22 protein-coding genes and 1 pseudogene (1 of these 23 cut by a window edge) are annotated in these 23,220 nt (G+C 38.2%); 8 read left to right on the top strand and 15 right to left on the bottom strand.

The features are described 5' to 3' along the window. Nucleotides 1-449, bottom strand: the 5' portion of a protein-coding gene (locus tag B9A52_RS10935) for a DUF2480 family protein (RefSeq protein ID WP_394334894.1). It extends 49 nt beyond the left edge of the window; 449 of the gene's 498 nt are visible here — the first part of the coding sequence; it begins with the start codon at nt 447-449; the stop codon falls past the left edge of the window. On the opposite strand from B9A52_RS10935, the gene B9A52_RS26540 reads away from it, so the two are divergent. Continuing rightward, nucleotides 415-489 (top strand): sortase B protein-sorting domain-containing protein, encoded by a 75-nt coding sequence (locus B9A52_RS26540; protein ID WP_394334893.1) that lies wholly within the window; start codon nt 415-417, stop codon nt 487-489. The two genes, B9A52_RS10935 and B9A52_RS26540, sit on opposite strands and share 35 nt — an antisense overlap. Here the strand turns inward: B9A52_RS26540 and tsaB are convergent. Genes tsaB through rpmH form a run of 4 tightly spaced genes read right to left on the bottom strand, consistent with a single transcriptional unit; the run spans nt 455 to nt 3,407 of the window. After that, complete coding sequence (gene tsaB, locus B9A52_RS10930) at nt 455-1,144, bottom strand: tRNA (adenosine(37)-N6)-threonylcarbamoyltransferase complex dimerization subunit type 1 TsaB (protein ID WP_084120506.1); 690 nt, start codon at nt 1,142-1,144, stop codon at nt 455-457. The two genes, B9A52_RS26540 and tsaB, sit on opposite strands and share 35 nt — an antisense overlap. Further along, a complete protein-coding gene (locus B9A52_RS10925; protein ID WP_084120505.1) occupies nt 1,141-2,817 on the bottom strand; it encodes a S41 family peptidase in 1,677 nt (558 codons plus the stop codon). The genes tsaB and B9A52_RS10925 overlap by 4 nt, the downstream gene beginning before the upstream one ends. Beyond that, on the bottom strand, nt 2,814-3,203 hold the full coding sequence (gene rnpA, locus B9A52_RS10920; RefSeq protein WP_084120504.1) for a ribonuclease P protein component: 390 nt from the start codon (nt 3,201-3,203) through the stop codon (nt 2,814-2,816). Before rnpA ends, B9A52_RS10925 begins: the two co-directional genes overlap by 4 nt. A gap of 45 nt (nt 3,204-3,248) precedes the next feature. After that, complete coding sequence (rpmH, locus tag B9A52_RS10915) at nt 3,249-3,407, bottom strand: 50S ribosomal protein L34 (protein ID WP_009032742.1); 159 nt, start codon at nt 3,405-3,407, stop codon at nt 3,249-3,251. A 140-nt stretch (nt 3,408-3,547) separates the two neighbouring features. Here rpmH and B9A52_RS26535 point away from each other — a divergent pair, with 140 nt between their 5' ends. The 4 genes and pseudogenes from B9A52_RS26535 to B9A52_RS26335 all read left to right on the top strand — a co-directional run bounded on the left by B9A52_RS26535 (nt 3,548) and on the right by B9A52_RS26335 (nt 6,601). Further along, nucleotides 3,548-3,694, top strand: coding sequence for a M61 family metallopeptidase (locus tag B9A52_RS26535; protein ID WP_172805199.1), 147 nt, complete (start codon nt 3,548-3,550; stop codon nt 3,692-3,694). 200 nt (nt 3,695-3,894) lie between these two features. Further along, entirely contained in the window at nt 3,895-5,040 is a 1,146-nt protein-coding gene (locus tag B9A52_RS10910) for an IS110 family RNA-guided transposase (RefSeq protein ID WP_113926323.1), read from the top strand. 52 nt (nt 5,041-5,092) lie between these two features. Further along, a pseudogene (locus tag B9A52_RS26340) lies at nt 5,093-5,428 on the top strand (M61 family metallopeptidase); the annotation flags it as partial. Next, nucleotides 5,417-6,601 (top strand): M61 family metallopeptidase, encoded by a 1,185-nt coding sequence (locus tag B9A52_RS26335; RefSeq protein WP_317045542.1) that lies wholly within the window; start codon nt 5,417-5,419, stop codon nt 6,599-6,601. The pseudogene B9A52_RS26340 and the gene B9A52_RS26335, both read left to right, overlap by 12 nt. A 69-nt stretch (nt 6,602-6,670) precedes the next feature. On the opposite strand, the gene B9A52_RS10900 is transcribed toward B9A52_RS26335, so the two are convergent. From B9A52_RS10900 to B9A52_RS10850, 10 genes are all read right to left on the bottom strand, one after another. Beyond that, nucleotides 6,671-7,423: a LolA-like protein gene (locus B9A52_RS10900; RefSeq protein WP_084120502.1), complete on the bottom strand. Its 753-nt coding sequence runs from the start codon at nt 7,421-7,423 to the stop codon at nt 6,671-6,673. A 72-nt stretch (nt 7,424-7,495) separates the two neighbouring features. Continuing rightward, nucleotides 7,496-9,538 (bottom strand): M16 family metallopeptidase, encoded by a 2,043-nt coding sequence (locus tag B9A52_RS10895; RefSeq protein ID WP_084120501.1) that lies wholly within the window; start codon nt 9,536-9,538, stop codon nt 7,496-7,498. Between the two features lie 23 nt (nt 9,539-9,561). Continuing rightward, nucleotides 9,562-10,890 (bottom strand): M16 family metallopeptidase, encoded by a 1,329-nt coding sequence (locus B9A52_RS10890; RefSeq protein ID WP_084123472.1) that lies wholly within the window; start codon nt 10,888-10,890, stop codon nt 9,562-9,564. 346 nt (nt 10,891-11,236) lie between these two features. Next, a complete protein-coding gene (locus B9A52_RS10885; RefSeq protein WP_084120500.1) occupies nt 11,237-11,470 on the bottom strand; it encodes a hypothetical protein in 234 nt (77 codons plus the stop codon). A 216-nt stretch (nt 11,471-11,686) separates the two neighbouring features. Then, complete coding sequence (locus tag B9A52_RS10880) at nt 11,687-12,682, bottom strand: adenosine kinase (RefSeq protein WP_084120499.1); 996 nt, start codon at nt 12,680-12,682, stop codon at nt 11,687-11,689. 109 nt (nt 12,683-12,791) lie between these two features. Next, nucleotides 12,792-13,958 carry a hypothetical protein gene (locus B9A52_RS10875; RefSeq protein WP_084120498.1) on the bottom strand — a complete coding sequence of 389 codons (1,167 nt, stop codon included), beginning with the start codon at nt 13,956-13,958 and terminating at the stop codon, nt 12,792-12,794. A 110-nt stretch (nt 13,959-14,068) separates the two neighbouring features. Next, nucleotides 14,069-14,944 carry a glycerophosphodiester phosphodiesterase gene (locus B9A52_RS10870; RefSeq protein ID WP_084120497.1) on the bottom strand — a complete coding sequence of 292 codons (876 nt, stop codon included), beginning with the start codon at nt 14,942-14,944 and terminating at the stop codon, nt 14,069-14,071. A 252-nt stretch (nt 14,945-15,196) separates the two neighbouring features. Next, the gene (gene rimO, locus B9A52_RS10865) at nt 15,197-16,507 is read right to left on the bottom strand and encodes a 30S ribosomal protein S12 methylthiotransferase RimO (protein ID WP_084123471.1); all 1,311 of its coding nucleotides are present in this window, start codon (nt 16,505-16,507) and stop codon (nt 15,197-15,199) included. 795 nt (nt 16,508-17,302) lie between these two features. Beyond that, nucleotides 17,303-18,400 carry a hypothetical protein gene (locus B9A52_RS10855; protein WP_084120495.1) on the bottom strand — a complete coding sequence of 366 codons (1,098 nt, stop codon included), beginning with the start codon at nt 18,398-18,400 and terminating at the stop codon, nt 17,303-17,305. Nucleotides 18,401-18,711: 311 nt separating this feature from the next. After that, nucleotides 18,712-19,284 (bottom strand): helix-turn-helix domain-containing protein, encoded by a 573-nt coding sequence (locus tag B9A52_RS10850; RefSeq protein WP_084120494.1) that lies wholly within the window; start codon nt 19,282-19,284, stop codon nt 18,712-18,714. Nucleotides 19,285-19,423: 139 nt separating this feature from the next. On the opposite strand from B9A52_RS10850, the gene B9A52_RS10845 reads away from it, so the two are divergent. From B9A52_RS10845 to B9A52_RS10835, 3 genes are all read left to right on the top strand, one after another. Beyond that, nucleotides 19,424-21,430 carry an alpha-ketoacid dehydrogenase subunit alpha/beta gene (locus B9A52_RS10845; protein WP_084120493.1) on the top strand — a complete coding sequence of 669 codons (2,007 nt, stop codon included), beginning with the start codon at nt 19,424-19,426 and terminating at the stop codon, nt 21,428-21,430. A gap of 271 nt (nt 21,431-21,701) precedes the next feature. Beyond that, nucleotides 21,702-22,313, top strand: coding sequence for a Uma2 family endonuclease (locus tag B9A52_RS10840; RefSeq protein WP_084120492.1), 612 nt, complete (start codon nt 21,702-21,704; stop codon nt 22,311-22,313). Between the two features lie 59 nt (nt 22,314-22,372). Further along, nucleotides 22,373-23,074, top strand: coding sequence for a hypothetical protein (locus B9A52_RS10835; RefSeq protein ID WP_157370122.1), 702 nt, complete (start codon nt 22,373-22,375; stop codon nt 23,072-23,074). The last annotated feature ends 146 nt before the right edge of the window (nt 23,075-23,220 follow it).

Here is a 23,220-nt window from a genome sequence, read left to right as displayed (position 1 = left end):
ATTATTGATTTGGCATATGGCTGCACTATAGACAGTATCCTGCCATAGGCATACATCGGAACTGGATGCTTACTACACCCTTTGATAACAACAGGTCTCTGCCGAAATTTTTCCACATCAATTTTGGATAAGGCTTTTTCAAACAAGTATTGTTCCAAAGTTTTCAAATCTCCGATAACATACTCAATGTCCATAGCAGTTAAATAAGTACCTACAAGCATAAAGGCCCAATTGGGCACAATGGCATCAGCTGTACAATCAATGGCAACCAACTTACCGGAAAATTGACTCCAATCAGTTTCCTTCAATGCAGCCCGAAAATCCTTTTCCCTTAAAACCAATTCCTGATAGAGATAATCTTTTAAATCAAAGACAACTCTTTCTTCGAATCGATAAAACTCTTCTAAATCTATAGTGACTATTGGGCTATTTGCAACCCTGTTTACAATCTCTTTCATATATTTAAAAGATTTTTCTTTGAGGCTATAACTTTGAAATCTTTCAAGTAATTCGGTTCAAAATAAGCTGTGTCGACAAACTCATTTATCAAATATTTTCTATAGGCAATTTCTCCAACAGCTCTTGAGGAGCTCAATAGATTAGGAAAAACAGCATTTTCGTGTTCAAGTACTTCCCTCAATTTTCCAACTCCATCTCCCACAAAAAAAACTTTACCCTTATTCAAATATTTCATAAATGGATTGTCCTCAATAATCAATGGATAAGGTCCTTTTATCAATTCACCAGTAGAATTGAAAATTGAAGTATAAACTTCCATTCTACGGGCATCTATCATAGAAATAACCGTGTCATTTTTTCCTGTAATTCCAATTAATGGATGGGCTATCGCATGTAAAGAATCTACGGAAATGAGGGGGATATTATGGGCATAGGCCAGTCCTTTTGCAATGGAAACACCTATCCTTAAACCGGTATATGAACCCGGTCCGGAGGAAACAGCAATGGCATTCAGGTCACTTGAATTAAGATTGGTATATTTGAAAAGATCATCAATCAACAGTAAAAGCTTCTTTCCATGTGCATTTTCCTGATCCAATTCATGCAAACCCAAAAGTCTACCTTCCTGATGCAAGGAAACAGAACATACAGCTGTAGCGGTTTCTATTGAAAGTATCAGGCTCATTTAGAATCAAGCATCTTTGAAGATGCCATAAGAATATTGCTGATTTCAGAATCGCTTTTTAGGATTGCCAAAGCTGAATTTATGTCAGCATCATTCATCAAGGATGCTTCAATGACGCCTTCCTGGTAGAAATATCTGGAAATAATTTCTTCCCTTAAAGCATCCTTTATCTCATCCTTGAAGGTTACCAAATCCTGCTCTTTATTATGACTTACTTTTGCCTTCAATTCTTCAATGGTCAATTTGATATCATCAAAAAACTTTTCCTTCTCGGCATACTTCTCAAGATCTTCCAAAGTCTTTTCGACATAAGTAGTATAATCATACTCTTTTCCATCCAACCAACTCACAAAGTCCTCATAAAGTGCATCAGATATTTGAAATTCCCGAGGGCCGGTTATTTCCTTATTTTCAATAAAGAATTCATTGCCAAATTCAAAAACAAGATTCCTTGCAACAAGACTATAAGTTATGGGTGCGAAATTCTTGGAATCAATTTTCTTATCAGGCTCAATACCTGCACCGTCAAGAACAATCCTTCCATTTTTTGTCCTGAATTCATTTCTTAAAGAATCCGGTATCGAATTGGAAAGACCATTCTCATCTTTCTTACTGTAATCAATTGCTTGGATGCACCTTCCACTTGGGATATAATATTTAGCAGTGGTCACTTTGATTTGGGAATTGTAAGAAAGAGGTATAGTCGTTTGCACGAGCCCTTTTCCAAAAGTTTTTCTTCCGACCAGAATGGCCCTATCATAATCCTGCAAAGCTCCTGCTACAATCTCAGCAGCTGACGCACTTCTCTCATTTATCAAAACCACCAATGGTATATCCTTATCTACTGGAGATTTGGTAGTCTTATATACAGAATTAACGCTTTCCAATTTACCTATCGTCCTGACCACTTCTTTTCCCTTTGGGATAAAAAGATTTACTATATCAACTGCTTCTTTTAAAATTCCTCCCGGATTATCTCTAACATCCAAAACCAATCTTGTTATTCCCTGAGACTTCAAATCCAAAAAAGCAGATCTCACATCAGCTGCCGCATTAGTAGTGAAATCTGAAAGTTTTATATAACCTGTATTGTCATCAATTTTTCCATAAAAGGGCACATTACTGATAACAATCTTTTTCCTTGTGATATCAAAAGAAAGTGTATCCACTCCCCTCTTGACCTGGACCAAAACGGAAGTGTTGGCAGGGCCTTTTAATAGCTTGGAAATATCAGAAGTGAGTTTTTCAGAAACGTCCACAGTATCTACTTTTAAAATCTGATCCCCTATGCGTAAACCTCCTGATTGGGCTGGAAAGCCTTTATAAGGCATCAAAATCATATTGACGCCTGTTCTATTTCCGATCAATGCCCCTACTCCGGCGTATTCACCTGTGGTTAAGAACCTGAAATCATCAGAATTTTCTTCAGGAATAAACTCTGTATATGGATCGAGTTCCTCCAACATAGCATTGATCCCTATTGTGACAAGTTGCTCTGCATCAATGTCGTCTACATAATAAGAATCAAGCTCCCTCACAAGGGAAGCGAAGATGTCGAGATTTTTGGCAATGGCAAATAGCTTATCATTTTTGTTGACAAATGAAAAGAGCAGGCCTATTGAAAGTAGTGCTATTAAAATAACGAGAACCGGTTTTTTATTAAAATACTTCATGAATCAGTTTTTCTGGATTTTGACAATTCTTCAACCTTGGACAGAATTTTACATATTTTATTTTGAATGACCTCAAATGTTGAGATTTCAGAGGAAACATAAATCAGGGCAATTGATTTATTAATTCCTTGGGGGGCTGTGAGGATATCCTTGTTCAGCCTGTAAGCTTCCTTCATTCTCCTTTTTATCAGGTTTCTATGAACTGCCTTTTTGATCTTTTTCTTTGAAACGGAAAAAAGTACCTGAATGGTTTCCGAATCATCAGAATCATTTTCAAGGACCATTACTTTAAATGGATATAAAAAAAAAGAGGAACCTTTATCAAAAAGTTCCTTGATCAACTTTTGAGAATGTAATCTTTCATTCTTCTTAAGCCCGTATTTCATCGCATAGTGATTCACGTATAAAAATACGAAAATTAATGCAGGAAATTATTTCTTCAATGTTTTCTCAGAAGAAACAGTAAGTTTATGTCTACCTTTTGCTCTTCTGGATTTCAATACCCTTCTTCCATTGGCTGTAGACATTCTAAGTCTGAATCCATGCTTGTTTCTTCTTTTTCTACGAGAAGGCTGAAATGTTCTTTTCATGACGCTATCTTTTAAATATTTTTTGCTTTCCTAATTCAATCCCCAAAGGTTCCCCCTCAAAAGGATTGCAAAGATAGATAGCTTTTTTTTATTTACAAACCTGGGAATTACTTTTGTTATAAATCAAAACCCCAAGGTAAATGATTTATTCCATTTTCAGAAAATCAATCCCCTCCCAATTTATTCAGGTTCATCTTTCATTGAGATGTAGTGAAAATGAAACAATTCACCTTCAATTGCCTGCATGGCGTCCCGGAAGATATGAATTGGCAAATTCATATCTTTAAACTGAACCAAAAAACAGAATAAAGGTGTAGCCTGATTTGCAAATTAAGTACAGCAATGCTGATACTGCGGTGTAGGGATCACACCTTTATTTTTTCCTCTTCGAATCTGAATAGTACCCAGGCATGAAGAACTCCTTCAATGCTCCATAACGATGAGTTAAGAACAAGAGGGGATACTGTTTTTATAAACCTTCTATCCTATGTTAAAATATTCTGTCGGACTGGATGTTTCTAGTAAATCTATCAATGGCTGCTTATCTTCCATAGATAAAGGTCAAAAAGTAACGGTGAAATCCACCCAGACTTTCCCAAATTCAAAAACCGGTTTTAAATCGATGGATTCTTGGATCAAAAAAAACCGAAAGGATGAAAACGTCCCTTTGGTAATCTGTATGGAAGCTACGGGGAATTACCATGAAACCTGTGCTTTGTACCTGTTTGAAAAGGGCTATTCTGTATCTGTGGTTTTGCCTACCAAGGCGAAAAACTATCTTCGCTCACTTGGAAATAAATCTAAAAACGACACGATCGATGCCCGGGGATTGGCTCAGATGGGAGCCGAGCAATGCCTGTCTCCCTGGTCGCCGTTTGGCAGGTTTTTCTATGAACTCCGTTCCCTGACCAGGCATCACCAGAGCCTGCAGGAACAAAAGACAGCTTCAAGAAATCAGCTCCATGCCATTAAAAACGGCATGTATTCTTCCAAGGCAGTTGAAAAGCAGTTGGAAAACATGATCAAACTGATCGATAAACAGCTAGAACAGCTTGAATCCACAATCAAAAACCACCTCCAATCCAAGGCAGAAGTATGGGGCAAGGTCGGGAATATCTGTTCGATCAAAGGAGTGGGTATCCTTACAGCGGCAATAGTTTTGGCCGAAACCAACGGCTTTGAACTTTTTGAAAACAACAAACAGCTGGTAAGCTATTGCGGATATGATGTCGTCGAAAACCAATCCGGAAAAACCAACGGAAAAACCAGGATCTCAAAAAAAGGAAACTCAAGGATAAGGCGCGCGATGTTCATGCCGGCATTCCAGACAATAACCTATCAGGTCAAACCTTTCTACAACTTATTCAACCGCACTTTCGAAAAGCATGGCTTGAAAATGAAAAGCTATGTGGCTGTCCAAAAGAAAATCCTAACTACCATCTATGCATTATGGAAAAACAATATGCCGTTTATTGAGGATTATCAACCCGAAATATCCAAAGAACAGGAGCTGGAGCTTCCCTCTCCGGTCAGCTTTGAAAAAGCTGAAAAAAATAGTGCCGATCAAGTCGGCACTACACAAGGTAAACATCCAAGTGAACGATCACTGTATGCTTCCTCTCCGGTATCGTAAAGGTAAAAAAAATTAAAATAATCTTGATTTTAAAGATAGTACCTACGCCCAAAATTTAAAAGGATTTAGGGTGAAGTTCCAGGAAGAAGATTTTTTGTGGAGAAAATCAAGTAAGGACTTATGGGAATTCCAAACCAAAAGTCAAGGCATATATGAAGTTCACTATGAGTATTATTGTAGTAAAATGGATGCCGGAGGCTGTTGGTCTGACGACAGGCAACTCTACCTTAATTTCAGCAATTTCATCTTTGATATCCAAGAAAGAAAAAGTGAGCAGATCCAAATCCGAATTGAGTTAGAAAAAAACTGCTATGTAGCTACATCCCTACCTGAACTATCCCAGCATTTCTGGGAGGCAGAGAATTTCCAGCATTTGATGGATAGTCCACTTTTAGCTAGTCCTGATTTGAAATATGATAGCTATAAAGTGGGCAATTCCACTTTCCATTTGTGGTTCAATGGCGAAATCCATTTTGATTTAGCTGATCTAAAATCCACATTCAAAGCTTTCACAAAAAATCAAATAGAGGCGTACGGTGACTTTTCAAGCAAAGATTATCACTTTATAATTCAACTACTTCCTTATAGACATTATCATGGAGTAGAACATCGGGATTCAACTGTAATCACATTTGGTCCGGCCGAAAGCTTGAAGGACAAAACTCAAATGGATGAATTGGTAGGTGTGAGTTCTCATGAACTTTACCATTATTGGAATGTCTGCAGAATAAGACCAAAAGGCATTCTTCCCTATGATCTTTCCAAAGAAGTCTATTTGGAGGAAGGCCTGGTCATGGAAGGAGTGACCACCTATATGGGAGATCACTATTTGCTAAAGTCAGGGTATTTTAATCTGGAAGAATACCTCCTAATCCTACAAAAACAAATTCAGAAAGAATTTGACAGTTTTGGGTGGCAGCATCAATCTATCGTCCAATCCAGCTTTGACCTTTGGCTTGATGGATATAAAGCTGGTATTCCTGAAAAAAAAGTGAGCATCTACAACCGTGGCGCATTGATTTCCCTTTGCTTGGACCTGATATTGACATCATTTGAATCTTCGCTTGAAAAGGTAATGAAGGATATGTGGATTCAATTCGGAAAAGCTGAAATCGGTTATTGTTTAAAGGATTTTGAAAAACTGGTAATTCTCCACTCCAGGGATAAAGCATTTATAAAATCCTTCTTCCAAAATTTTGTTTATGGGGAAAAGGACTTACTTCCACTTTTAAAAAATTTGCTGGCTGATATAAATATTGAAATCTTGGAAAATTTCGAAAACAATGATCTTCTTCATTTCTTTGGAATACGAAAAGAAGACTCAGGAATCATTACCCAACTTCATCCAGATTCTGAAGCATACACAATCCTCATGAAAAATGACCGGATTCTTGAATATGTTGATAATACAACCGCTGATCAAGTTAATCTCAAAATAGAAAGATTGGGAAAAATCATAAATATCAATATCATAAAGAGTCAAAAAATGTTTTTCCCAAAATTCACGCTGCTAACCAAGAAAAACCCCAAATCAACTCTCAGTGTACTTATCGGGAAATAATGAACTTAATAGACAAAAAAGGCTTCCCTGAAATGGAAAGCCTTTTTTGTCTATCAAAATTTTTAAGCTTTATTTAAAATCCGCATCCGTCAATTCCTGATTGAAAAGGATTGACGTGACTTTTCCTTCCAAGGCTGTCGGCAACATGGCATTAGTGATGGTCAATGTCATTGGAATCAAAATTCCATCGACTTCCTGATAATCGGAATAATCAATGTCGCCTGTTGCGTCTGAACTGGTTTTTAATTTCAAACCACTCCTAACACTGTAATATTCCATGATTTTCATCCCGTTTGGAAAAGTGATGACCAAGGCATGCACATCTTCTCCACTGATCTTTTCTGTTCCTCTGATTTCCAAACCAAATCCCATTTCCTCATAATGCCCCTCTGGAAAAAGATACATCTGGGATTTTATCATTTGCATCATTTCTTCAGTAATGGCTTGTTCCTGCCCCATTGTTGAGATTGTTCCCTCACCGTTGACGACAATGGTTTTTTGGACCACATTTCCCATCACACTGGTCTCTTGCATCATTCGGCCGTTTTGTTGATCACTGATTCCTTTCATCAGAATAATGTTTCCTTGAAAATCAGCTTCCATTACCCTGACTGAATTCAGGATTTTAGAGATTTTTTCTTTACCTCCTACAGCTTTGATGTATTTTGAAATAACCTCAGCAGGATCTGTTTCGCCATTCTTGAGTTCAACTCTGATCTTTGAAGCAAGCCCTGAATTTACCAGATCTTCAGAGCCAGCCATTGCTGTGACTTGAAGTGTTCCTACTGTCAATATTGCTGCGAATAACCCAAGTTTTTTCATGGAAATTGATTTGTGTTGAATTGATTGATTGGATAGATAAAAAGAGGGTCAAAGCCCTCTTTTTATTTTTTCTTAATTCATTTCCCCTTCCGCAATTGCAACGTTGAATTCAATCTTTTCAACCTTAGCTTCTAAGGGAACAGGTATCATGGGGGATTTAAGCGTGGACATCATGGGATATTTGATTCCTTCAATATCCTGATATTCCGAATAGAATATTTCTCCGGCATCCGTACTTTCACTTTTTATTTTCAAACCTGAATCTACAGCGTAATAATTAATTTGCTTCGCTCCAGTGGGATTGGAAATGATGACTTTATACGCATTTTGACCCTCGACATCATTTATACCTTCTAGTGTAATGCTATAACCCAAATCCTCATAGTGCAATTCAGGGAATATAAACATATTCATCTTTGCTGCTTCATATTGCACATCTGAAAGTTCCTGGGTCTGACCTCCTGCTGTAACTGTGGCCTTTCCACCTTTTATAAGCGTATGTATAGCGACATTGCCCATGGCCATTATTTTATTGGAAAAAGCATGTGCATTTTCATCATACAAATAATTGATATTCAATTTTACTCCTGGAATTTCTGCAACAGACTCGATTTTTGATGATTTGATAGTCCTTACTTTTTCTTCACCGCCAATAGCCAGAATATAGTCATCTAAAACCATTTCAGCGGTGATTTCGGAATTCATGGCAATTTGCACTTCAGGATCGCCAGCATTGGTAAATCTCTTCACTTCTCCAAAAGCCATCAAGCCCTCCTGAATTTCCGATCCGTTACCTACCACGGTGATATACATGTTGTCAGGTTTCAAAAGTTTTTTTGCGGAAGCATTTACTTGTTCTATGCTAAGATCATTTAACCTCTGAAGGTAAGTGCTGTAGTAATCTGAAGGCAAATTGTACCTTTCCATGTTTATAGCGAAGTTTGCGATGGTTGCAGGACTCTCCAATGATCTTGCAAAAGAGCCACTTAGTGCAGATTTAGCACCCTTCAATTCATCCTCTTTGACACCATTTTCCTTCAGATTTCTGATTTCATAGATGATTTCATGAATTGCAGAATCTGTAGCAGATCCCCTTACACTCGAACCGGCATAGAATCTGGCAATCAGATCATCAGAACCGAAATTTGCAGATGCACCATAGGTCCAGCCTTTATCTTCCCTTAAATTTTGAAGAAGTCGTCCGGCAAATCCGCCCCCTAAAACATATCCCAAGATTCTACTTTGAAGATAATCCTCGGAAGTCAGGAAATTATCCAAAGGATACGTCACTTCAATTACAGATTGCTGCGAAGCTGATCGGTCTACTAACGCTACTATATTTTTTTCAGGAGTATTAGGCTTTTCAAAAGAATGTGTCGGAACTTCAGCACTTACCCATCCTGCAAAATACTTTTCCACTAAAGTTTTGGCCGTAGGCAAATCCATATCTCCAACAATTGCCAGATAGGCAATATTAGGCTTGAAATACGTACTGTAGTAGGATTTGATATCCTCAACTGTGACATTATCTACAGTTTTTTCCGTCTCTATTTCTCCGTAGGGATGGTTATTCCCATAGACTAATTTAGAAGTCAATATTGATGAAATGGAATTCGGATCGTTTTTGGCAAGTGCAAGACCCGATTTGGTTTGGGTTTTAAGCTTTGCTAATTCCTCTTCAGGGAAAACTGGATTGAACAACACATCTGCCATCAATTCCATTACTTTTTCCTTATGTTTTGTTAGAGTTGATCCTGAAATCGAAGTCGAACTACCTGAAATTCGGGCTCCAAGAAAATCTACTTCTTCATTAAACTCTTCTTTGGACCTGTTCTTCGTACCTGCTGTCATCATGTTACCTACAAAACCAAGCATTCCGGATTTTTCTCCTTCCAAAATCGGATCTCGGTCCAAAATTAGCGTATAGGTAACCCTCGGGAGTTTTTCGTTTTGGATTAAAAAAACTTTTAAACCATTGTCTAAAGTAAATGATTCCGCTTCCCCAAATCTGATTTCCGGTGCAGGACCAGGTTCCGGCAATTTGGTACGGTCCACTTGGGCCACTACCGTTGATGCCAACATGAAAACAAATATGTGTGATATGATCTTTTTCATTTGATTATATTTAGGATTAAAAATTATTCAGTTGTCTGTGCTGATTTTGGAAGATATTTCAATACAACCCTACTATCTTTTTTGAGATATTCTTTAGCAACTCTTTGGATATCCTCAGGCTTCACTTTCCTAAATTGCTCTAATTGCAAATTGATATAATCAGTCCCACCATTAAAAACATGGGCCTGTGCCAAATCCAAGGAAATGTTTGCTACAGAACCCAGGTTGTTTACCAATTGGGTTTCTTTGATATTGAGCAATTTTTCAAACTCATTGGCATCAATGCCATTTTGCTTAACCTGCACGAGAATTTCATCTATGGCCTCATTCAGCTCGTCAATATCAATACCCATATTGGCTATAGCCAATATAATAAACATGCCTCCATCTTCCAGGTCATTCGCGAAAGCTTCTGCCTGCACCGCCTTTTGACTTTTATCCACCAATTCCCTGTACATCAAAGAACTCTTACCTGAAAGTAAATAGGTACTCAAGAGATTTAATGCATAGGTATCAGGATGTCCTAATTTTGGTATCTGATAGCCTTGAAAAATAGCCGGAAGCTGAATATTGTCATAAACTATATCCTTAATCTCTGAAGTCAATTTTTGAATCTCAATATCAGGTCTTGGGATTGGTTTTAGGCTTCTTGGTATTTCAGAGAAATATTTTCTGACCAAACGTTCCGTTTCCTCGTAATCAATGTCACCTGCAACAACCAATGTGGCATTATTGGGAACATAGAAAGTATCATAAAAATCTTTAAAATCTGCCAATGTGGCCTGATCTAAATGTTCAGCAGAACCAATAATGGGTGACTGATAAGGGTGATTTGGGAAAAGTCTTATGGGCATTTCTTTTCTGAAGGACATGTAAGGTTGTTCCTCCATAACCTCTTTCATTTCTTGCTTGATCACTTCTCTTTGTGTATCTACTCCGATTTGGTCAATTTTGGCATGGAGCATTCTTTCAGACTCCAAGTACAAAGCCAATTCCAGTTGATTGGATGGTAAAATCTCATAATAGAAAGTGAAATCAAGACTTGTACCTGCATTCAGCGTTCCTCCTGATGATTGCACTATTTGGGCAAATTGGCCCCTGTCGATATTTTCAGAACCTTCAAACATCAGGTGCTCAAAAAAATGTGCATAACCGGTCTTTTCAGGATTTTCATTTTTACTACCGACATGGTAAAAAACCGTGTTGGCAATAATAGGTGTGCTGTTGTCCTGATGCATAATCACATGCAGACCATTGTCCAAAGTGAATTCTTTGAACTCAATTTTATTTTGGGCTGTAGAAGAGAGTACAATAAAGACCCCTACCAAAAATAACAAGATTGACTTTTTCATAATCATTGGTTTTTGTTTAATCACAGATATATTACTGATAGGCAAAAATTTTGTTCAGACAAATTGTTTAATTGCGTATTTTAAATGATGAATGATAATTATTTTAAAAAACGATGGAAAAATATAATTATAAGGATTTACAAACAAATAATATAACTAATTTTTCATTTTAAAAATAAGTTGAGGAAATCCAATTCATCATCAAGTAATGGAAAACAAATCTTTATCAACTTAAAAAATCTTTTTAAATGGTTGGGAATGAGTTTTTAGCAACGGTACTTTACAATGATCAATGATTTTCAAAGCAAAACTACCATCAAAAAGAAAATAAAAAAGTTGGCCAAATTCAATAGGATCTCTCTTCCCGTTCTTCTTTTTTACTTTCCTCTTTGCGCTGAAAATAGAGCCCCACTGTCAAAGCAATTATTGCCCTGACATATAATGTAGCCCCACCCAGTTTTACTAACCATTGATCTATGGTAATTTTAAAAATGAAAATCTCCAGCATGAAATCTACCATGTTGATGGCTAAGAAAAAAAGTAAAGCTTTGATGACGAGTTTTTTACCTGAGATGATCATACGGGCTATTGTTGTTTGGCCATATAAACTAGCAAAAAATTCAAAGAATTACAAATAATTGAAAATAGCTTTCCTTGATTTGCAGAATTAATGCAGTAAGAATCTCCATATCCCAAGATAAAATCAATACTAAGTCTTCTTGAAATTTATAAAAATAAGCCCCAAAAATATATTTAAGGGGCTTATTCCAACAATCACATGCAGAAATGATTTTTTTTATGGATTCAATCTTGCCAATATCTCTTTGGCTTCATGCCATTTCAACCTTGGACCAAACTGACTGACAATTTTGGAGCTGGCCATGGAAGCCAACTTACCGCTTGAGGCATAATTATGACCATTGGTGATCCCATACATAAATGCACCGGCAAACATATCTCCTGCCCCATTGCTATCTATAGCAGTAGTTTTGTAAGGTTCAATATCAATGAAAGTATCTCCATCATATATCATGGCCCCGTTTTTTCCTTGGGTAATGATAAAATGTTTGGCTGCTTTTTTAAGTTCTTCTCTTGCTTCAAGCAGATTGTCTTTATTCGTGAACAACATGGCTTCTTCCTCATTGGCAAAAAGCAAATCCACACTTGGTCCAATCACATCTTCAAAATTGGACTTGAAATATTTGACCATAGCCGGGTCTGAAAAAGTCAGTGCGACTTTAGTACCCGCTGATTCCGCTATCTTTTTAGCATGCATCATGGCTTCCTTACCATTGGGAGAAGTCACCAAATAACCCTCAATAAACAAATACTTGGAATCTTTAATGGCAGACTCATTCACATCTTTGATAGAAAAATTCTGGGTAATCCCCAAGAAAGTATTCATGGTCCTTTCTGAATCTTCGGTTACCATTACCAGACATTTGCCTGTGATTCCCTCTTCCAATCTTTCCGGATCAAGATTATTGCCCACACCCGAATCTTTCATATCCTGAACAAAAAAATGTCCCAATTCATCATTGGCTACTTTGCAACAGTAATATGAATTCCCTCCAAATTGGCTTACTGCAATAACCGTGTTTGCAGCTGAACCACCACATTGTTTTTTAGCTTCAGAGGTATTTATAACTTCCATCAAAGCATTTTGTCTTTCTTCATCAACCAAAGTCATCAGACCCTTTTCAACTTTGTTGTCCCAGAAAAACTGATCAGTCACTTTAAACTCAATATCTACCAAGGCATTGCCTATCCCCGTTACGTCGTACTTTTTCATTTTAGATTTTAGATATAAGATTTTAGATTTTTAGTCTGACCCCTGGTTTTAGATTGAAGCTCAAAAATCAGTCTTTTCATTTTAAAGTTTAAACATTTTTAATTTAGTATCAATCAAACATCTTGTGCCTTTCAAAAGGCTTAGTCCTGTCAAATAAATACCTGTAGGTATGGTGGGTTTTGTAAATAGTAGCCAACAATTGTTCACATACCCTCATCATCTTCGGGTTGAAATCTCCTATCCAATTCATTTCAATCGTTTCGTAGGAAAAACCTGCTGTACTGGCAAGGTCTTTATTGTATTGTAAAATCATGGCGCTTTCAACGCCTTTACCCTGTAAGTCCGGAATGACTCCGAATACCAAGCCCAACATTTTATTCGGAGGGTTAAAGGTTTTATGCCACAGAAATTTCAGTTTGCCAATGAGATCCATTTTCCCGTTGACATATTTAAAAATCTGATTGATCTCAGGAATATTGATGAAAAACGAGACCGGTTCACCCTTATAAAAACCAAAATAAATAAGTCTTGGATCCAAAATAGGCTTCATTTTCGCAAACATCATTTTTGTTTCTTTTAGGGTCAACGACTTCCCCATATGCCTTGCCCAGGCCTTATTATAAACTTCCATAAAATATTCCGGAGCCTTTTCCGAAAGCTCTTTACCTTTCATATATCGAAAGTTATAATCAGGATCTGCCATTATTCGATTGGCACGTTCAATCATTTTTGGATCAAAACCTACCCCTTTTACAGGTCTCATATAGGTGTATTGCTTGAAATAAAGCTGAAAGCCATATGCTTCGAAAAAATCCTGATAATACTTGAAATTCCATGGCATATTGTAATTCGGTTCAGAAAACCCATCTACTAAGAGCCCCCACCATTTATCCCTTTCTCCAAAGTTAACCGGACCATCCATAGCTTCCATTCCCTCCTTTATGAGCCAATTTTTTGCGATATCAAATAATAAAAAAGCAGCAGACTTGTCTTGATTACATTCAAAAAAACCCATTCCTCCTGTAGGTTGTTTTTCTTTCCATTTGGGATGCAAAAAAGCGGCAATCCTTCCAATTGTTTCCCCTTTTTCATTTTTCAGCAACCATCTTTTTGCTTTTCCGCCCTGTCGGAATAATTTGTTGGTTTCGGGGTGAAAAATGCCCTCAATATCTTTATCAATCGGCCTGATCCAGTTTTTTTCATTCCGGTAAAGTCTCACGGCCATTTCCAAAAATTCCTTTTCTTCAGCTGGATTGTTTACTTCCAGTATTTCCATACTTGTTGTTGTTTTTTTAAAAGGCTAAAAATAGGGAGATTACTTTATTGAACAAAGAATTTAACACAATGCACCACATTGAGCGGGTCAAAGTCACATTTGAAAAGATATTACTTTTTAGGCGCCAAATTTGGGTAATCTGTAATTATCCCATCTACGCCCATTTCCAATAATTTCTCCATTTGGGCGGAGGTATTGACAGTCCAAGGGATGACTTTCATGCCTTTTTTATGAAATTCTCCCACAGTCTCTTTGGTCAAAGCCACGAAGTAGGGCGAATAAATCTGCGGTTCAAATCCCAACTCTGCAAGCTGTTCTGCAGGTTTGGAAGCTGTCTCCACCAACATGGCCAAGGTCACTTGCGGATAAACCTGATGCATGTACTGCAAAACCCTGAAATCAAATGATTGTATATTGACACGGCTCCAATCGAGTTTTTCATCAATCAATCTATAAACAAGGTCGGAAAACTCCTTGGGAGCAGGGTGGAAAATTCCGTCTCCATCAGGACTGCTTTTGATCTCAATATTGTAATTGGGCTTGGGCAACCCCATATCCGACACATACTTTTCCACGACATCAATCAAATCTGAAAGTCTTGGCTTAGTTACATGAAATTTAACCTGTTGCGGAAATCCCGAATGGAATTTGCTTCCACAATCATATTTGATGACTTCCTCAAAGTCCATCTGATAGATATTATGTGACTTATCTCCTGCGACGATTTCGTTACTTTCAGGTGTCAGACATATCACCGGATTCATATAGGGTTCATGGGAAACGATAACGATTCCATCCTTGGTCACTGCCAAGTCCATTTCCAGAGTTGTGACACCCAAATCCAAAGCCTTGATCATTGCAGGAATGGTATTTTCAGGCATCAATCCTCTTGAGCCGCGATGGCCTTGGAGGTCGTAAGAAAATTGTGCGTTGACAGTCGACAAATTGATAATGATTATAAAAATGAGTAAAACTGATTTTTTCATTTTCTTTTTTCCGGAAATTATATCAATACAGGATCAAAGCCAAAATTCAGAGGTTACTATATCAATAATTTTTTAATAATGAACATCCCAAATCATCACATTAGGAGGTCTAACTGATTTTTGGCCCTGATTTATTTCGATTCATTTCAACTTCGATCTTGCCTTTGTACTCCCGTCTCCCGTCTTCGGTCTTCCGTCAGGCAAACAAGGGGAACTAGGCAAATAAAATCATTATGATAAATAATAAGAGTATCAAACCACCTCGCCATAAAGATCAAATTCTGTGGCTTCGTGGATTTTTACCTGAACGAAATCCCCAACTCTGCAATAGAACTTTGAAGCATCGATCAATACCTCATTATCTACTTCTACAGAATCAAACTCAGTCCTTCCTACAAAAAAGCCATTCTCTTTTTTGTCAATTAAAACCTTGAATTCCTTACCCACTTTTTGTTGGTTGAGGTCATAGGAAATTTGTTCCTGAATTTCCATGAGGTAATTGGCCCTTTCCTGTTTTACTTCAGCTGGGATAATGTCTTCCATAGAATGGGCATGGGTATTCTCTTCATGTGAATAGGTAAATATACCCAACCGCTCAAATTTCATCCTTTCTACAAAATCCACCATTTCCTGAAATTCGGCTTCTCCTTCACCCGGATGACCGGCAATCAAAGTAGTCCTGATGGCAATTTCAGGAATCAGATCTCTAATGGAATGGATCAATTCCTCTTGCTTCTCCCTTGTTGTCCCTCTTCTCATGGTTTTCAAAACCGAAGAAGAACCGTGCTGAAGTGGGATATCCAAGTAGTTGCAGATATTCGATCTCTCTTTCATGACTTCAATCACATTCATGGGAAATCCTGTGGGATAGGCATAATGCAGCCTGATCCATTCGATTCCCTCTACGTCTGAAAGGTTTCTCAACAAATCGGCCAGGTTTCTTTTCTTATAAAGATCAAGTCCGTAGTATGTGGAATCCTGGGCGATGAGTAAAAGTTCTTTGGTTCCGTTGGCAGCTTTATGTTGCGCTTCCTTCACCAATTCCTCAATAGGGCGTGAAATATGTCCGCCCCGCATTAGAGGAATGGCACAAAATGAACAGGGCCTGTCACAACCCTCTGATATTTTCATGTAAGCGTAATGGGCATTGTGCGTCAAAAGTCTTTCGCCTACCAATTCATGTTTGTAATCAGCTTTGAATTTTTTGAGCAATGCCGGCAAATCCCTGGTCCCGAAATAAGCATCCACTTGGGGGATTTCTTTTTCCAGATCATCTTTATAGCGCTGGGAAAGGCATCCTGTGACATAGACCTTGTCTACCAATCCCTGTTCTTTGGCATCTACATATTGTAATATAGTATCAATCGATTCCTGCTTGGCATTGTCTATAAAGCCACAGGTATTGATGATGATGATATTGTTATCCTGCTGATTGGATTCATGGGAGGCATCTATTCCGTTCCCTTTCAACTGTGTCAAAAGCACCTCGGAATCAACCAGATTCTTGGAGCAACCCATGGTGATGATATTGACTTTGTCTTTTTTTAATGTTCTCGCTTTCACTGTATTCCTGTATTTGGGTGCAAAGGTAGGGAAAATTGGGGTTTTTAGATTGGGAGGATAATAATTGGATGATTGTAAAATTTCAAAATTGGAAAATTGGGTTCGAATACAAATGTCTTTATTATAAAAAAAGCTTATTTGAGGAGTTTGAAGGGGTATTTGATGAAATTCGGAAAATAAGACATCCATTAAAGAAAAATCAAATCCTAACCAACAATCCAAAGAACAAATATTCTATGATTTTGATTGTCATTCATTTCATCGAGAGAATCTCCCCCTACGGTTTTCGGGTTATTAGACTTCTTCTGACATACCAATGACATAATCCTAAAATGCCTCTCGTTCCGATAGCTATCGGAATCGGGGAACGGAGAAAATGGTTAATTAGAGTGGGGATTGGAAAAGGGGCGGCGCCCCTTTTCCAATCCCCACCTCCCCACATTACAGGCCCGGTGGCCGAGCTTGCCGAGGCCAGAATGGTTAAACCTGATGTCATTTCCTATTTTGAACATTTTAAAAATGTTGGAGACTTGAAGTGACAAGGACACGTCTTCTTGATTCTTAGTTCTCATATTGGTTTTTGGCTCCCCGATACTCGGGGCAAGCTTTGTCTCTAAACTCTTGCACATCGCCTATCGCCTCTCTAATCAAAGCTCATGATCCAAAAAAACCTTCGAGGTTTTAAAAACCTCAAAGGTCTCAAAGCCTTCCTCTTGTCTCCCCGATACTAGGGGCAGGCTTTGGTTCTTGTATCTTGCCTCTAAAATCTCGGCTCTCGCATCTCGCTTCTCCCTCCTAATACCCCGTAATCTCCTTCAACAGCCCAAAAAATCCCTTTTTCCGATCTGAATTGGTGCCCCAATCTACCGGGACACTTTGGTAGCCCTGCTCAAATCCTTCATCTTTCATGCGGTAATCAAACAAACCCCAAGAGGCATAGGCGGAAACAGCCGCTGTGAAATTGTTCCAGTCTTTGTCAAAGTCAAAATGATCGTCTTCATTGAATATAATTGGTTTGGATTCGGCAGTTTCAATCATTCTTGTTGAATTCACCATGCTTACTATGCTATTTGGGTCAGAAACTCCATTTCCATGCAGCAGGATAAAATCTGAAACATTGACCACATTGGGTTTGGGGATGGCACTTCCTTTATAACTTGTACTGACATAGAATCTGTAGCCATTCCTTTCGATATTTTTTGCCAATGTGATCAACTCATGAACCCTTTCAGGTTTCAATATTTCATGATCATAGGCATCTACATCGCATTCATTGTTGATTTCGATCAGCACATTTCTGTAGCCTTTTTCATGTAGCCATTCCGTGGCATTTTGAACAGCGGATATCACTGCCTTTTCATCCTCTAGCCTTTGGTCCTGCCCAAAATAAAAGTATCCGACGATCGGTACCATGCCCAATTCATCTGCTTTGTCAAGGATTTTTTTCAGCCTTTTCATAAAATCAACCCTCAATTCACCTTTTTCTGTAAAAGCAGAATTATGCCAAGGCTGACTTTGGGAATACCCAAAAGGACTTCCTCCCTGCAAATTGATGGTAAAAGAAAGTAAACCATGTCTTTTCCATTCTGCCATGTTGGCAATAAACTCATCCGTGTTTCTTTCGGGGTCCCATTTCCCGGTATCAGGATATTCCCAATTGGAAAAAGTCTCAGGATTGAGATCATCAAAAACCCCCTGCACCATTCTTGAATTCATCAACAGCCCCTCAATGGGTTTTCCTTTCCAAGTTCTTCCTTCATAGGTCGGTTTGCCATTGATATAAAATTTATCCCCTTTGATTTCGACGGTTGTATTCCTTTCCGAAGGATTATGTTCTTGGAAATAGTTGAAACTTAAAAGAAATAAGAGTAGGAATGATTTTAAATGGGTCATAGTTTAAGTTTTAACTGAATAAGGTGCTGTTTATTAATCCTTTAAGTTAAAACATTTTTCGATCATAAAATAAAAGACAAATAAATCGTCAATATCAAAGCGACTGAAATCTGAAATCCAATATTATTCAAATATTAATTTTAGGAGATTTTTTTGGTTTTAACTTAAAGTATCCTTAACGATTTATTTGCTTTTGGACAAGGGTTTCTTTCTACTTTTGGGCACGTACAGCAAACGAACATTTTTTCATAAACCTTGCATATTTTTAGGCGTCGATGTGAATCGACGCCTTTGCTGTTTTTAATCCTATTTCATTTATCCTCAAAATCCTTCCACCCCAACCCTCCCTTTTTGACCAATTTCCTGTACTCTGTTGGGGTCATTCCGGTTAGTTTTTTGAACTGGGAGGAAAGGTGCTGAACGGAACTGTAATCCAGTTTCCAGGCCATTTCGCTGAGGTGGAGTTCTTCATAAAATAGCCATTCTTTCACCTTTTCAATTTTCAACCGAATAAAATATTTCTCCATGGTGATCCCTTCAATACTGCTGAACAAATGGCTTAATCCGCTGTAATCCTCGGGGATATTTTCTTTGATATAGGTGGAGATATTAAAGCCTGCGGGGATTTCCTCCTGTTGCACCAATTCTGAAAAAAGATTCTTGATCATTTCGATTTTTTGGAAGTCCTTATCTTTCAATACCTCAAATCCCAAATTTAATAAGTCCGTTTCCAACAAATCCTTTTTCGGCTCCACCAGTTCAGCTCGGAGTCTCACTTTCCCTAAAGCAACCTGCTCAAAAGGAATGTCCAAATGTTTAAGAACATTTTCGACAGCCAAAATACATCTGGGACAGACCATATTTTTTATCATCAATTCTTTCATATCCTTATGATTTTATCCTGAAGCTAAATCAAATATCTCCGACAATAACGATAACCGTAATTTCAATCATATTAGTTCTTTGGAAACCTTTGGGAGAATAAGTTCTTTACCCTAATTTGGCATTCAAATATACCCTACTATGAACAACCCATCTTCCCAAACAGCAGAAATGATTTTTGATAGGAAAGATTATGATGATCAGACTTTGATCAAATTGTACGAATCTCTTCTGATGCCCCGGAGAATTGAAGAAAAAATGCTGATTCTACTTCGGCAGGGTAAAATCTCAAAATGGTTCAGCGGTTGGGGACAAGAGGCCATTTCTATTGGTGCCGTTAACGCTTTGGCTGAAGACGAATATATCCTTCCAATGCATAGAAACCTGGGTATATTCACAGGGAGAAATCTTCCGCTCGAAAAACTCTTTGCCCAGTTTCAGGGCAAAAAATCAGGGTATACCAAAGGTAGGGACAGGTCATTCCATTTTGGAACCAACGAGCACCATATTGTAGGGATGATTTCCCACTTGGGTCCTCAGATGGCCATTGCAGACGGTATTGGTTTGGCACATAAATTATCTAAAGAAAACAAAGTCACTTTGGTTTTTACGGGAGACGGGGCCAGTTCTGAAGGTGATTTTCATGAAGGCCTGAATGTTGCAGCGGTTTGGAAACTTCCGGTTATTTTTGTGGTGGAACATAATGGTTACGGGCTTTCTACTCCAAGTGAGGAACAGTTTGCTTTCAAATATTTTACCGAAAAAGGGCCTGGCTATGGCATGGAGGCTGTTAGGGTAGACGGCAATAATGTTTTGGAAGTATATGATGCTATCAAAAGATTGTCAGAAGATATCAGAAAGCATCCTAGACCTGTACTTTTAGAAGCCATTACCTTCAGAATGCGGGGTCATGAGGAAGCTTCCGGAACCAAGTATGTCCCAAAAGAATTGATGACAACTTGGGCTTTAAAAGACCCTGTGGACAACTATGAAAGATTCTTGGAAGAAACAGGAGTTTTGGATCCTGAAACCAAAGAAAAACTCAACAAAAAAATCAAAGACGCCATCAATAAAGGTTTGGAAAAGGCATTTGCTGAAGAAAGTATTCGACCAGATACTTCTGAAGAACTTTCCGATTTATTCTCTCCATTTGAGCAAAAAGTCATATTACCTTCATCAGACAATGTTTCAGAAAAAAGATTTATTGATGCCATTTCGGATGGATTGAGACAGTCCATGATTAAATACCCCAACCTCATTCTGATGGGACAGGACATTGGGACCTATGGTGGCGCATTTAAAATTACAGATGGGTTCAAAAATGAATTTGGTGGGGAACGCGTGAGAAATACCCCCCTTTGTGAGAGTGCCATTATCGGGGCGGCCTTAGGCCTTTCCATCAAAGGATACAAATCCATGGTGGAGATGCAGTTTGCAGATTTTGTTTCCGTTGGCTTCAATCAGATCGTGAATAATCTTGCAAAAATCCATTACCGTTGGGGACAAAAAGCCGATGTGGTCGTCAGAATGCCCACGGGTGCAGGAGTTGCGGCAGGGCCTTTTCATTCCCAATCCAATGAGGCTTGGTTTTTTCATACACCAGGATTGAAGATCGTCTATCCATCCAACCCCTATGATGCCAAAGGATTGCTCAATGCGGCTTTTGAAGACCCGAATCCTTACCTGTATTTTGAGCACAAAGCATTGTACCGATCTATCTCTGAGAGCATTCCTGATGATTACTATACCGTAGAAATAGGCAAAGCCAATTTGGTTGAAGCAGGTGAAGTGCTTAGCATCATCACCTATGGCATGGGCGTGCATTGGGCTAAAGCCGCAATAAAAGAAATTGGTATTTCCGCAGATATTTTGGATTTAAGGACTTTGCTTCCTTGGGATAAAGAGGCAGTAGAAAAAACGGTCAGAAAAACCGGCAAAGTGATTTTCCTACAGGAAGATTGCCTGACAGGTGGAATCGGCGCAGAAATATGTGCATGGATTTCGGAAAACTGTTTTGAATATTTGGATGCTCCTGTTATGCGGGAGGGAAGCCTTGATACACCCGTTCCCTTTGCCCCAAACCTGGAGAAGAATTTCCTTCCTGTGGAGAGGTTTAAAGAGAAATTGGGGAAGCTGATGGAGTATTAATAGTGCTTGGCCCAACTGGCTGAATGGAAGGATGTTTTTCTGTCCCTTTAGGGACAAGATATAGGTAGAATAATTGATTTAAGGCAGGTTGCCGTGCCTTTAGGTACGGAATATCTGTTGTACCTAAAGGCACAAAAACCCTTAAAATTGACCTTGTGTTTTACCTATATGATGTCCCTAAAGGGACAAAAGTCTATGTTAGGATTAAGTGTCTTCCAACATCGGACTTCCATCTTTTTTAAAGACCCACTTTTTCACTAAATTTAGACTTATGAAATCTGAGGAGACCGAAAACAAAGTCAGTGAACCATTTACCGGTTACGGAAAATATTCCTACGCGGACTATTTGACCTGGCAAATGGATGAAATGGTCGAAATCATCAAGGGAAAAGTTTTTAGGTCAGCTGCCGCTGCCCCTAAAAGGATTCATCAAGAGATTGCATTGAAAATTGCGAGGAAACTTGGGGATTATTTAGATAAAAAACCCTGTAAAATATTCCATGCCCCCTTTGATGTCAGGCTTCCTGTTAAGTCAAAGAAAAACGAAGATATTTATACAGTGGTGCAGCCTGATATCTGTGTTGTCTGTGACAAGAGCAAATTAGATGAAGCAGGTTGCATTGGCGCGCCTGACCTGATTATTGAAATCCTCTCTCCTGGCAACAACCGGAAAGAACTGAAATATAAATACGAAGTATATGAGGAAAGCGGTGTGAAAGAATATTGGGTAATCCATCCTAACGAACAGACTTTATTGATCTATAAATTAACTAATGGATCATATATCCCTTCCAAACTTTTTACTACCGGGGATATTGTTTTGTCTGAATGCATTGAAGGATTCAGCTTGGATTTGGAGTATGTCTTCAGTGATTTGGATTGAACTCTAAGTTTATAAAACTGCAAATGATTGTTTACGTAATTATTTTCAAAAATCAATTTATGAAAAGGTTAATTTTTGTAAGCATATTTTTCATAAGCACATCGGTTTCTTATGCTCAATTTTTCTCGACCGGGTTTCAGGCAAATCTTGGTGTTCCAATCGGAGAATTGAGGGATGTCATGGACGGATCAGTTTTCCCGGAGTATACCATGTCTTTCTATTATAAATTCCCTTTAAAACCCATTGAGGTGGGCATGGGTATTGGCTATGGGAAATATGGTACCGAGCTCGAAAAAAGAAATGACCTTTACCCAGGATATACAGATGTATTGAGACTTAGAAGAAACAATAATCTGTTAACCTTAATGGGGATTTTCAGGTACAATTTTGAAAATGAAAAGCAGATAATCCCTTTTATTGAAGCGCAGATTGGCGCCAATCATTTCTACACCAGGTACAAAATAAGGGAATCGAGCTTTGAAGAACCCATTGAGGAAGGTTTGGATTTTAGTGATTGGGTGCTTGGTTTCCGTTTTGGGGGAGGATTCAAAATTCCTTTTAAAAACAAAGATTCCGGACATTTTGAGTTCAAGGTATTGTATCATGACAGCGGTCCTGTAGAATATCTCAGAAAACAGGATACTGAATATCGGGCAAGCCAAGGAGATGGGGAATTTGTATATACCCCTCAAAAAACCACTATCAATCTCATCCAACCTGGAATAGGGTTTGTCTTTTTTCTGGATTCTGCAATTTACTGAATAATAAAGTCTTTAAAATGCGTATAAGGATTTTAAAGAAAATTATTCCTTCTTGATGAATCTATGGCATAAGAATTGTTTCAATTAAAGTATAAACTAAACCAACTATCCAATAAAAATAACCGGCCCTGAAAAGCCGGTTATTT

The sequence above is a fragment of the Aquiflexum balticum DSM 16537 genome, from assembly GCF_900176595.1.
Classification (GTDB): Bacteria; Bacteroidota; Bacteroidia; order Cytophagales; family Cyclobacteriaceae; genus Aquiflexum; species Aquiflexum balticum.
Note: the sequence above shows the minus strand (reverse complement) of the source record. Positions and strands in the feature narration are given on the sequence as shown.

Bases quoted from the DNA above. Each gene is read 5' to 3' on its own strand.
- tsaB (WP_084120506.1), bottom strand. From the start codon at position 1,144: ATGAGCCTGATACTTTCAATAGAAACCGCTACAGCTGTATGTTCTGTT.
- B9A52_RS10925 (WP_084120505.1), bottom strand. From the start codon at position 2,817: ATGAAGTATTTTAATAAAAAACCGGTTCTCGTTATTTTAATAGCACTA.
- rnpA (WP_084120504.1), bottom strand. From the start codon at position 3,203: ATGAAATACGGGCTTAAGAAGAATGAAAGATTACATTCTCAAAAGTTG.
- rpmH (WP_009032742.1), bottom strand. From the start codon at position 3,407: ATGAAAAGAACATTTCAGCCTTCTCGTAGAAAAAGAAGAAACAAGCAT.
- B9A52_RS26535 (WP_172805199.1), top strand. From the start codon at position 3,548: ATGATTTATTCCATTTTCAGAAAATCAATCCCCTCCCAATTTATTCAG.
- B9A52_RS10910 (WP_113926323.1), top strand. From the start codon at position 3,895: ATGTTAAAATATTCTGTCGGACTGGATGTTTCTAGTAAATCTATCAAT.
- B9A52_RS26335 (WP_317045542.1), top strand. From the start codon at position 5,417: ATGGATAGTCCACTTTTAGCTAGTCCTGATTTGAAATATGATAGCTAT.
- B9A52_RS10900 (WP_084120502.1), bottom strand. From the start codon at position 7,423: ATGAAAAAACTTGGGTTATTCGCAGCAATATTGACAGTAGGAACACTT.
- B9A52_RS10895 (WP_084120501.1), bottom strand. From the start codon at position 9,538: ATGAAAAAGATCATATCACACATATTTGTTTTCATGTTGGCATCAACG.
- B9A52_RS10890 (WP_084123472.1), bottom strand. From the start codon at position 10,890: ATGAAAAAGTCAATCTTGTTATTTTTGGTAGGGGTCTTTATTGTACTC.
- B9A52_RS10885 (WP_084120500.1), bottom strand. From the start codon at position 11,470: ATGATCATCTCAGGTAAAAAACTCGTCATCAAAGCTTTACTTTTTTTC.
- B9A52_RS10880 (WP_084120499.1), bottom strand. From the start codon at position 12,682: ATGAAAAAGTACGACGTAACGGGGATAGGCAATGCCTTGGTAGATATT.
- B9A52_RS10875 (WP_084120498.1), bottom strand. From the start codon at position 13,958: ATGGAAATACTGGAAGTAAACAATCCAGCTGAAGAAAAGGAATTTTTG.
- B9A52_RS10870 (WP_084120497.1), bottom strand. From the start codon at position 14,944: ATGAAAAAATCAGTTTTACTCATTTTTATAATCATTATCAATTTGTCG.
- B9A52_RS10855 (WP_084120495.1), bottom strand. From the start codon at position 18,400: ATGACCCATTTAAAATCATTCCTACTCTTATTTCTTTTAAGTTTCAAC.
- B9A52_RS10850 (WP_084120494.1), bottom strand. From the start codon at position 19,284: ATGAAAGAATTGATGATAAAAAATATGGTCTGTCCCAGATGTATTTTG.
- B9A52_RS10845 (WP_084120493.1), top strand. From the start codon at position 19,424: ATGAACAACCCATCTTCCCAAACAGCAGAAATGATTTTTGATAGGAAA.
- B9A52_RS10840 (WP_084120492.1), top strand. From the start codon at position 21,702: ATGAAATCTGAGGAGACCGAAAACAAAGTCAGTGAACCATTTACCGGT.
- B9A52_RS10835 (WP_157370122.1), top strand. From the start codon at position 22,373: ATGAAAAGGTTAATTTTTGTAAGCATATTTTTCATAAGCACATCGGTT.